The organism is Rhodoferax bucti, from assembly GCF_005876985.1.
GTDB classification, from domain to species: Bacteria; Pseudomonadota; Gammaproteobacteria; order Burkholderiales; family Burkholderiaceae_C; genus Allorhodoferax; species Allorhodoferax bucti.
The window spans coordinates 17,910-26,991 of sequence record NZ_VAHD01000006.1; the positions used below are offsets into that span (position 1 = coordinate 17,910).

The 9,082-nt window shown below is 58.7% G+C and carries 9 protein-coding genes; 4 read left to right on the top strand and 5 right to left on the bottom strand.

Translation table 11 applies throughout. The features are described 5' to 3' along the window. Positions 1 to 49: 49 nt before the first annotated feature. From secA to FDM28_RS16855, 4 genes are read left to right on the top strand one after another with little or no spacing between them, the layout of a single operon-like run. On the top strand, positions 50 to 2,803 hold the full coding sequence (gene secA, locus FDM28_RS16840; RefSeq protein WP_138517248.1) for a preprotein translocase subunit SecA: 2,754 nt from the start codon (positions 50 to 52) through the stop codon (positions 2,801 to 2,803). A 10-nt stretch (positions 2,804 to 2,813) separates the two neighbouring features. Beyond that, positions 2,814 to 4,040, top strand: coding sequence for a bifunctional glutamate N-acetyltransferase/amino-acid acetyltransferase ArgJ (argJ, locus tag FDM28_RS16845; RefSeq protein ID WP_138517250.1), 1,227 nt, complete (start codon positions 2,814 to 2,816; stop codon positions 4,038 to 4,040). Positions 4,041 to 4,065: 25 nt separating this feature from the next. Further along, positions 4,066 to 4,929 carry an ATP-binding protein gene (locus FDM28_RS16850; RefSeq protein ID WP_420853043.1) on the top strand — a complete coding sequence of 288 codons (864 nt, stop codon included), beginning with the start codon at positions 4,066 to 4,068 and terminating at the stop codon, positions 4,927 to 4,929. Beyond that, positions 4,926 to 5,429 carry an NUDIX domain-containing protein gene (locus FDM28_RS16855; protein ID WP_138517252.1) on the top strand — a complete coding sequence of 168 codons (504 nt, stop codon included), beginning with the start codon at positions 4,926 to 4,928 and terminating at the stop codon, positions 5,427 to 5,429. Before FDM28_RS16850 ends, FDM28_RS16855 begins: the two co-directional genes overlap by 4 nt. A gap of 2 nt (positions 5,430 to 5,431) precedes the next feature. Here the strand turns inward: FDM28_RS16855 and FDM28_RS16860 are convergent, their stop codons facing one another. From FDM28_RS16860 to FDM28_RS16880, 5 genes are read right to left on the bottom strand one after another with little or no spacing between them, the layout of a single operon-like run. Next, entirely contained in the window at positions 5,432 to 5,629 is a 198-nt protein-coding gene (locus tag FDM28_RS16860) for a DNA gyrase inhibitor YacG (protein ID WP_420853039.1), read from the bottom strand. Next, positions 5,626 to 6,381: a cell division protein ZapD gene (gene zapD / locus FDM28_RS16865; RefSeq protein WP_138517256.1), complete on the bottom strand. Its 756-nt coding sequence runs from the start codon at positions 6,379 to 6,381 to the stop codon at positions 5,626 to 5,628. The genes FDM28_RS16860 and zapD overlap by 4 nt, the downstream gene beginning before the upstream one ends. Positions 6,382 to 6,403: 22 nt before the next feature. Then, positions 6,404 to 7,012 carry a dephospho-CoA kinase gene (coaE, locus tag FDM28_RS16870; RefSeq protein WP_138517258.1) on the bottom strand — a complete coding sequence of 203 codons (609 nt, stop codon included), beginning with the start codon at positions 7,010 to 7,012 and terminating at the stop codon, positions 6,404 to 6,406. A 4-nt stretch (positions 7,013 to 7,016) separates the two neighbouring features. Then, entirely contained in the window at positions 7,017 to 7,862 is an 846-nt protein-coding gene (locus tag FDM28_RS16875; RefSeq protein WP_138517260.1) for a prepilin peptidase, read from the bottom strand. Continuing rightward, positions 7,862 to 9,079: a type II secretion system F family protein gene (locus FDM28_RS16880; protein ID WP_138517262.1), complete on the bottom strand. Its 1,218-nt coding sequence runs from the start codon at positions 9,077 to 9,079 to the stop codon at positions 7,862 to 7,864. Before FDM28_RS16880 ends, FDM28_RS16875 begins: the two co-directional genes overlap by 1 nt. Positions 9,080 to 9,082 lie beyond the last annotated feature (3 nt).

Genomic DNA, 9,082 nt, shown 5'->3' on the forward strand with positions numbered 1-9,082 from the left:
CTGCGCCGTAGCAGGCGCCCATGGTGGGCGCGTGTGCGGGCTTGCATTGATGGCTATTAACATCCTCACCAAAATTTTTGGCAGTCGCAATGACCGCTTGCTCAAGCAATACAAGGCTGTAGTCACCAAAATCAATGCACTGGAGCCGCAGCTCGAAGGTTTAAGCGACGAGGCTTTGAGGGCCAAAACCCAGGAGTTCAAGGACCGTGTCGTCGGCGGTGAGAGCCTGGATGCGATATTGCCCGAGGCATTTGCCGTGGTTCGCGAGGGGTCCAAGCGCATCATGAAGATGCGCCATTTCGATGTGCAAATGCTTGGCGGCATGGCGCTGCACTACGGAAAAATTGCGGAGATGCGTACCGGCGAGGGTAAAACGCTCACCGCCACATTGCCGGTATACTTGAATGCGCTCAGCGGCAAAGGCGTGCACGTGGTGACGGTCAATGATTACCTTGCCAGCCGGGATGCACGCTGGATGGGGCGTCTCTACAACTTCCTGGGTTTGACCGTGGGGATTAACTTGCCCCAAGCCCCTCGGGACGAGAAGCAGCAGGCCTACGCCTCGGACATCACTTACGGCACCAACAACGAATACGGGTTCGACTACCTGCGCGACAACATGGTGTACGAGGCATCGGACCGTGTACAGCGCGGTTTGAACTACGCCATCGTGGATGAGGTGGACTCGATTTTGATCGACGAGGCCCGCACACCGCTGATCATCAGCGGCCAGGCGGAAGATCACACAGAGCTGTATATCGCGATCAATAAAGCTATCCCCCGGCTTACCAAGCAAGAGGGCGAGGCGGACCCCCATACCGGGCAGGGCATTACCAAGCCCGGCGACTTCACCCTGGATGAAAAAAGTCACCAGGTGTTCCTGACGGAGCAGGGCCACGAGGCGGCTGAGGCCATATTCGCAGAGCTGGGCCTGATTCCCGCCGGCTCCTCGTTGTACGACCCGGCCAACATCACGCTCATGCACCACTTGTACGCTGCCTTGCGTGCTAACCACCTGTACCACCGCGATCAGCACTATGTGGTGCAAAACGGCGAAATCGTCATTGTTGACGAGTTCACCGGCCGCCTGATGACCGGGCGCCGTTGGAGCGATGGTTTGCACCAAGCGGTAGAAGCCAAAGAAGGCGTTCAGATTCAGGCAGAAAACCAGACGCTTGCGTCCATCACGTTCCAGAACTACTTCCGCCTCTACGGCAAATTGGCTGGTATGACCGGCACAGCCGACACAGAGGCCTACGAGTTCCAGGAAATTTATGGCCTGGAAACCGTCGTTATTCCCCCCAACCGCATCAGCCGCCGCGATGACCAGTTGGACCGCGTGTACAAAACTACGCGTGAAAAATACGAAGCGGCCATCAAGGACATTCGCGAATGTTATGAGCGCGGGCAGCCGGTGCTGGTGGGCACCACGTCTATTGAGAACTCGGAAATCATTGCCCAACTGCTAGAGAAAGAGAAGCTGCCCCATCAGGTGCTCAACGCCAAGCAGCATGCCCGCGAAGCCGACATCGTGGCCCAGGCCGGACGCGCCAAGATGATCACCATTGCCACCAACATGGCTGGCCGTGGAACGGACATTGTGTTGGGCGGCAACATGGACAAGGCGATTGAAGCCGTGGAGGCCGATGAGTCTTTGGATGAGGCAAGCAAGCAGGCGCGCATCCAGGAGTTGCGTGCGCAATGGCAAAAAGACCACGATGCCATCAAGGCGCTCGGCGGGTTGCGCATCATCGCGACCGAGCGGCACGAGTCACGCCGTATCGACAACCAGTTGCGTGGCCGCTCGGGCCGCCAGGGCGACCCTGGTTCTTCCCGCTTCTACCTGAGCCTGGATGATTCTTTGATGCGCATTTTTGCCGGTGATCGCGTGAAGTCCATCATGGACCGCTTGAAGATGCCCGATGGCGAAGCGATTGAGGCCGGCATTGTGACCCGCAGCATCGAAAGCGCGCAGCGCAAGGTAGAGGCGCGCAACTTTGATATGCGCAAGCAATTGTTGGAATACGACGATGTATCTAACGATCAGCGCAAAGTCATTTACCAACAACGCAACGCCATTTTGGATGCGACAGATCTGACCGCTCAAATTACCGGTTTGCGGGAAGGTGCTGTCCATGACGTCGTGCGCCAGTATGTGCCTGCAGAGTCGGTGGAGGAGCAGTGGGACATTCCGGTGCTGCAAAAAGCGCTGGTTGATGACTGGCAGCTCGAGCTCGATTTACAAAAGCAAGTCACCGAATCCAGCTCCATCACCGATGAAGAAATCGTGGAAACAGTGACCGCAGCCGCCAACGCCGCGTTTGAGGCCAAAGTGCAGCTGGTCGGCCAAGAAAATTTCACCCAGTTTGAACGCATGGTGCTCTTGCAGAGCCTGGACACCCATTGGCGCGACCACTTGAGCGCACTGGATTATTTGCGCCAAGGTATTCATCTGCGTGGCTATGCCCAGAAGCAGCCCAAGCAAGAGTACAAGCGCGAGGCCTTTGAACTCTTCGGCCAGTTGCTGGATTCGGTGAAAAACGAAGTCACCAAGATTCTGATGACCGTCAAAATCCAATCGAATGAGCAGCTCGAGCAGGCTGCCGATGCGATTGAAACCAAAGGCGAGTCCATCGCCAATGTGACCTACACCGCCCCCACCGAAAGCGGCGAAGTAGAAACGACTGTCGACTCCAGCACCGTCGCCCCTTCAGCGTCTGATGTGCCGCGGGTGGGGCGAAACGATCCTTGCCCTTGCGGCAGTGGCAAAAAGTACAAGCAGTGCCACGGCAAACTCTCTTGAAAGTAGCGCCATGCCAGTAAATCTCCCTATTCCAGCCGCCAGTTCTTTGCATGCCGTGAATGGTGTGCGTATTGGGGTGGTCGAGGCCGGTATCCGCAAGGCCGGACGCAAAGACCTCACCGTGATGCTTTTGGATGACGGCTGCAGTGTGGGCGGCGTGTTCACTACTAACCGCTTCCGCGCAGCTCCCGTGCAAATTTGTCGCAACCACTTGGTCGCAGGCAACACCCGTGCCGTAGTGATCAACACCGGCAACGCCAATGCGGGTACTGGTGCGGATGGGCTTGCCCGTGCCACCCAAAGCTGTGCGGCGCTGGCAAAGCGTTTGAACTTGGACGCCACACAGGTGCTGCCGTTTTCAACCGGCGTCATCATGGAGCAACTGCCCGTAGACCGCATTGAAGCCGGTCTGGATGCCGCGATTGCAGACGCTCGGGCAGACCATTGGCTCAAGGCAGCCGAAGGCATCATGACCACCGATACCCAGCCCAAGGCTTACAGCACCCAAGTGGTGGTGGAAGGCCGCACGGTCACGGTCACGGGTATCAGCAAAGGGGCCGGCATGATCCGTCCCAACATGGCGACCATGCTCGGCTTTATTGCCACGGACGCCTGTGTGGCCCCGTCGTTGATGGCCGCCTTGGCGCGCGAATTGGCCGAGGGTTCATTCAACCGCGTCACCGTGGATGGCGATACCTCCACCAACGACTCCCTGTTGGTCATTGCGACCAACAAGGCAGGGCATGCACCTATCGTGGATCTGCAATCCCCAGCTGCCCTCGTGCTCAAAGCGGCCATGTTGGAGGTGGCGCGCCTGCTTGCGCAGGCCATCGTCCGGGACGGCGAAGGAGCCACCAAATTCATCACCGTGCAGATTGACGGTGGCCGCACCGAAGAGGAGTGCCGCAAAGTTGCCTATGCAATCGCCCACTCGCCGTTGGTGAAAACAGCCTTTTTTGCCAGTGACCCTAATTTGGGTCGCATCCTGGCCGCGGTGGGTTATGCCGGCATTGACGATCTGGACCAAGGCCTGATCGAGCTGCATCTGGATGATGTGCACGTCGCCACCCAAGGTGGGCGTCATACCGCCTACCGGGAAGAAGACGGCCAGCGGGTGATGAAGCAAAGTGAAATTACCGTGCGCGTGGGCCTGGGGCGCGGCACCGCATCGCAAACGGTGTGGACTTGTGATTTCAGCCACGACTACGTCACCATCAATGCTGACTACCGCTCCTAAGAAAGACGGCGCTGTGGCTGATACGATGGAGCGCTTCATGGCGCGGGTGGAACTGTTTATGGCCCGCGTGGAGGCCTCGTTGCCCCACACCCTGACCGCTCCGGATTGGGCTGCGTCCATCGCGTTTCGCTACCGCCGCCGTAGTTCGGGCCAAGGCGTCATTTCGCCGGTCGCCCATGTCGGCGCCATGGCGCTGGACGATTTGCGCGAAATTGATGACCAAAAGGAAAAAATCCAGCGCAACACGGCTCAGTTTGTTGCCGGGCGCACTGCCAACAACGTGCTGCTGACCGGGGCGCGTGGCACCGGCAAATCGTCGCTGATCCGGGCTTGCTTGCACACCTACGCAGCCCAAGGCCTGCGTCTGATCGAGGTGGACAAAGCGGATCTGATCGACCTGCAAGACATCATCGAGCTAGTAGCCCAGCGGCCCGAGAAATTCATCATTTTTTGCGATGACTTGAGTTTTGACGACGGCGAGCCTGGCTACAAAGCCCTCAAATCAGTGCTGGATGGCTCGGTAGCAGCATCCACCCCCAATGTGCTGATCTACGCGACCAGCAATCGTCGCCACCTGTTGCCCGAGTACATGTCGGACAACCAAACCTACAAGCACACAGAAGATGGTGAAGTGCACCCCGGCGAAGGAGTGGAAGAAAAAATCTCCCTCTCCGAGCGCTTTGGCTTGTGGATCAGTTTCTACCCTTTCAGCCAGGACGAGTACTTGGCGATTGTGGGCCAGTGGCTGGCCCACGCGGGTTTCGCGCCGGAGCAGATCGCGGCTGCCCGCGCCGAGGCCTTGCTGTGGTCTTTGGAGCGTGGTGCGCGCAGTGGTCGTGTGGCCTTCCAGTTCGCCCGTGATTTTGCAGGCCGGACCGCCCCGCTATGACCTCTCCCTTGATTGCTGATCCGCAAGCCCTGCGCGCGGGGGGGCCAGACCGTAAAGTTGTGGAAGTGGCGGTGGGGGTGCTGATTCGGGAGGATGGTGCTTTTCTGCTCACTTCCCGCCCTGAGGGCAAAGCCTACGCGGGGTATTGGGAGTTTCCGGGCGGCAAGGTGGAAGCCGGTGAAACGGTAGAGCAGGCCCTGCGCCGGGAGTTGATGGAAGAAATCGGCCTGCACATCGGCCCCGCCATTCCGTGGCGGGTGGAGATGGTGGATTATCCCCATGCCTTGGTCCGGCTGAACTTCTGCAAAGTGTTCACATGGCAGGGTGAGCTGGAGATGCGGGAATCGCAAACCTGCGCGTGGCAGCAATTGCCGGTTGCCGTAGCGCCGGTGTTGCCCGGCACAGTGCCGGTGTTGGGCTGGTTTGCGGAGGAGCGAGTTTTTGATGCTGCTCCTATTTTAGGAGCTGCTCCCGCACAATCTACGCGCGCTAGCGCCTGATTTTATTGCAAACGTGGGTCGCCGAAGAGCTGGTCTTCAGGCGGCGCCTCGGTAGGCACCCGAAAGGATTCGCTGGCCCAAGCTCCCAGGTCCATCTGCTTGCAGCGCTCGCTGCAAAACGGGCGATAGACATTGCGGGCGCTGTAAATGCTGTCGCCACCACAAGCCGGGCAGCGCACAATTTTTTCAATCTCGTTCACGAGCACAAGGTCAGTTCAAACGCGCCATCCTGGCCGCTGGCGTGCAGGCGGTCATCCGCTTCGTGGCGCATGAGGCGGATGGATACCATCAGACGGTTTCCGCTGATTTCCGGAATCACGCCGTCTTCCGGATCCAAAGCCAAGCGCAGCAGCTGGAAGGTGCGCCCTTGGGGCAGGTTTTGCTGGAACTGGCCGCCGACCGCCATGACTTTTTGCGGCGCACCGGAGTCACGCAGCATTTTGAGAAGCAGGTGAATGGATTCCGCCAAAGGCGCCAAAGTGGCCGCCCAGCGCTGCAAATCCTGCTGCCGGGTTTCTGCGTCGCGGTGCTGCCAAGCGTAATAGGCCGGCAGATCAAATTCACAAGTGCCGCCGGGAATACCGACGCGGCTGCGAATGCTCATGAGCCAGTCGTTTTCTGTCAAAGACTGGCCTGCTTTACCCGCCAAGCCGTTCAGGCCATTAAAACAATGGTCCAACTGCGCAATGACTTGGTCCAATACCGCTTCTGAAATGGCGGGATTACCACGGTAGCCGTTGAGGATTTGCTTTTGCTTGTCGAGGTCTTTGAGGACGTCGGATTTCAAGTCAGCGCGTGCACCGACATCCATCACTTCAAAAATAGTGGTGAGCGCAAAATGGTGATCCAGCGGCTCGGTGCGAGCCATCAACTCCGCCAGCCGGAGAAACAAATGCTCCAGTCGCAAGTAGGTGCGAATGCGTTCGTTGAAAGGGTATTCGTAGAGGATCACGCTGTATTTTCCGGTCGCTGAATCATAGCCCGAACTGTGTGCTTATTTGCTGCACAAGCCACTCAAGTTCAAGCAAGGTCACACCATCGTTGAAGATGACGGAATCTGCCGCTGCCAGGCGGGTTTTGCGGCTGGCTTGTGCTGCCATGATGGCCTCCACCTCGTGCTGTGCCAGCTGGTTGCGCTGCATGACACGGGTGATTTGCGTGTGCTCCTCGCAGTCCACGACCAGAACCGTGTCCAAGCTACGCCGCCAATGCGCGGACTCCACCAGCAGCGGAATGTCATACACCACGCAGCGGGCCTGTTGTGCCTCGGCCTCTCGGCTTGCTTTGTCGATGGCAGCGCCTACGAGCGGGTGGATGATTCTTTCGAGCTGGCTGCGCGCTCCGGGGTCTTTAAAAATCAAGGCACGCATGGCCTGCCGGTCCAGCGCACCGTGGGGGGTGATCAAGCTCGGGCCGAACGCGTGCTCAATCTGTGGAATGGCGGCTCCGCCACTGGCGGTGACGGCGCGTGAGATGGCATCCGCGTCAATGCAGTGGGCCCCCAACCGGGCCAGCATCGCTGCCACGGTGGATTTGCCACTGCCAATGCCACCGGTGAGCCCGACACGCATGCATTTCGCCATGGTGCTAGAGGTTTACAAGGGCGCGCAGGGTGTTCGGGCCGAGCAGCAGAGCAGCAAACCCCGCGCCTGCCAGAAACGGGCCGAAAGGCACATAGCCACCTTCCCGCAGGCCGGTGGTGAACTTCATGGCAATGCCCACCACCGCGCCGATGATGGACGCGATCAAAATCATCGGAATCAGCACCGGCCAGCCGAACCACGCCCCCAGTGCCGCAAACAGCTTGAAGTCGCCATAGCCCATGCCTTCTTTGCCGGTCACGATTTTGAAGAGCCAGTACACCGACCACAGCGACAAATACCCCGCCACAGCGCCCCAGAACGCGGTGCTGAGGCTCACAGGTGTCCACTGCATTGCGGCAGCTACCAGGCCCAACCAAAGCAGGGGCAGCGTCACATCATCGGGGAGCAGGGTCGTGTCCCAATCGATCATGGCTAGCGCCACCAGCGCTGCGCTGAATGCACACCATGCCAGCGCGGTGGGGGTGGCGCCCCATTGCGAGGCGCAAAAGTAAAACAGGCCGCCGGTCACCAACTCCACGAGGGGATAGCGCGCGCTGATAGGCCTTTTGCAATCGGCACACCGGCCGCGCAAGGCCAGGTAGCTGATGACGGGTATGTTTTCGTACCAGGCAATCAAGTGCCCGCAGTGGGGGCACCGGGAGCGTGGCACCAGCAGGTTGAAGGCTTCTTGTTCTGGGGCAGGCTTGCCACTCAGCTCCGCACACTCTGCGGCCCACTGCCGCTCCATCATTTGGGGCAGTCGGTGGATCACCACATTGAGAAAACTGCCAATCAAGAGCCCCAATACGCCAATCAGGGCGGCGTCCAGCCACGGTAGACCAGAGAGCATCAAACCACTTGCCCCAGCTTGAAGATAGGCAGGTACATGGACACCACGATGCCACCAATCACCGTACCCAGCACCACAATAATGATGGGCTCCATCAGGCTGGAAATACCGGCCACCATATCGTCCACTTCGGCTTCAAAGAAGTCCGCGGCTTTGCCCAGCATGTGGTCGATAGAGCCGGACTCTTCACCAATGGCACACATCTGCAGCACCATCGAAGGAAACAGATTGACGTTGCTCATGGCGGCCGTCAGGGAAGTGCCGGTGGACACTTCCTGTTGAATGCGTTGGGTGGCGTTTTGGTACACGATGTTGCCCGAGGCGCCGCCCACAGAGTCCAGAGCCTCCACCAAAGGCACACCGGCTGCAAACATGGTCGATAGGGTACGCGTCCAGCGGGCCACACAGCTTTTGTCCACCATGACGCCGAAAATCGGTAATTTCAGCATCAAGCGGTCCATGAACGCCTGCACCTTCTCATTGCGCCTCCACGCTTGCATGAAGAAATACAGCCCGCCGCCAATGCCACCAAATATCAGCCACCAGTAGGAAATAAAGATTTCACTCAGCCAGATGACAAATAACGTGGGTGCCGGTAACTCGCCCCCAAAGGACGTAAACACCTGCTTGAAGGACGGGATCACAAAAATCATGATCACCGACACCACCACAAACGCCACCACCAGCACCGCAATCGGGTACATCAAGGCAGATTTGATCTTGGACTTGATGGCCTCAGTTTTTTCCATGTACACCGCCAGCCGGTCCAGCAGCTGATCCAAGATACCGGCGGACTCGCCTGCTTCGACCAGGTTGCAGTACAGGTTGTCGAAATACAGCGGATATTTGCGGAACGCTGCACTCAGGGATGTACCGGTTTCCACGTCCGAGCGGATGTCACTGAGCAACTTGGTCACACTGGGGTTGGGGTTGCCGCGGCCCACAATGTCAAAGGCTTGCAGCAAGGGAACGCCCGCCTTCATCATGGTTGCGAGTTGGCGGGTGAAAATCGCCATGTCTTTGGGCTTGATGGATTTGCCCGAGCGCATACGGCGCTTTTTGATCTTGGTGGGTGTGACGCCCTGGCGGCGCAGCATGGACTTGACCTGGTTTTCACCCACGGCCCGAGTCTCCCCCCGGACTTGCTTGCCGTTGCGGTCCTTGCCTTCCCACTCAAACACTGCGTCTTTGGTTTCCGCAGATTTTGCTGTTGCCATAGT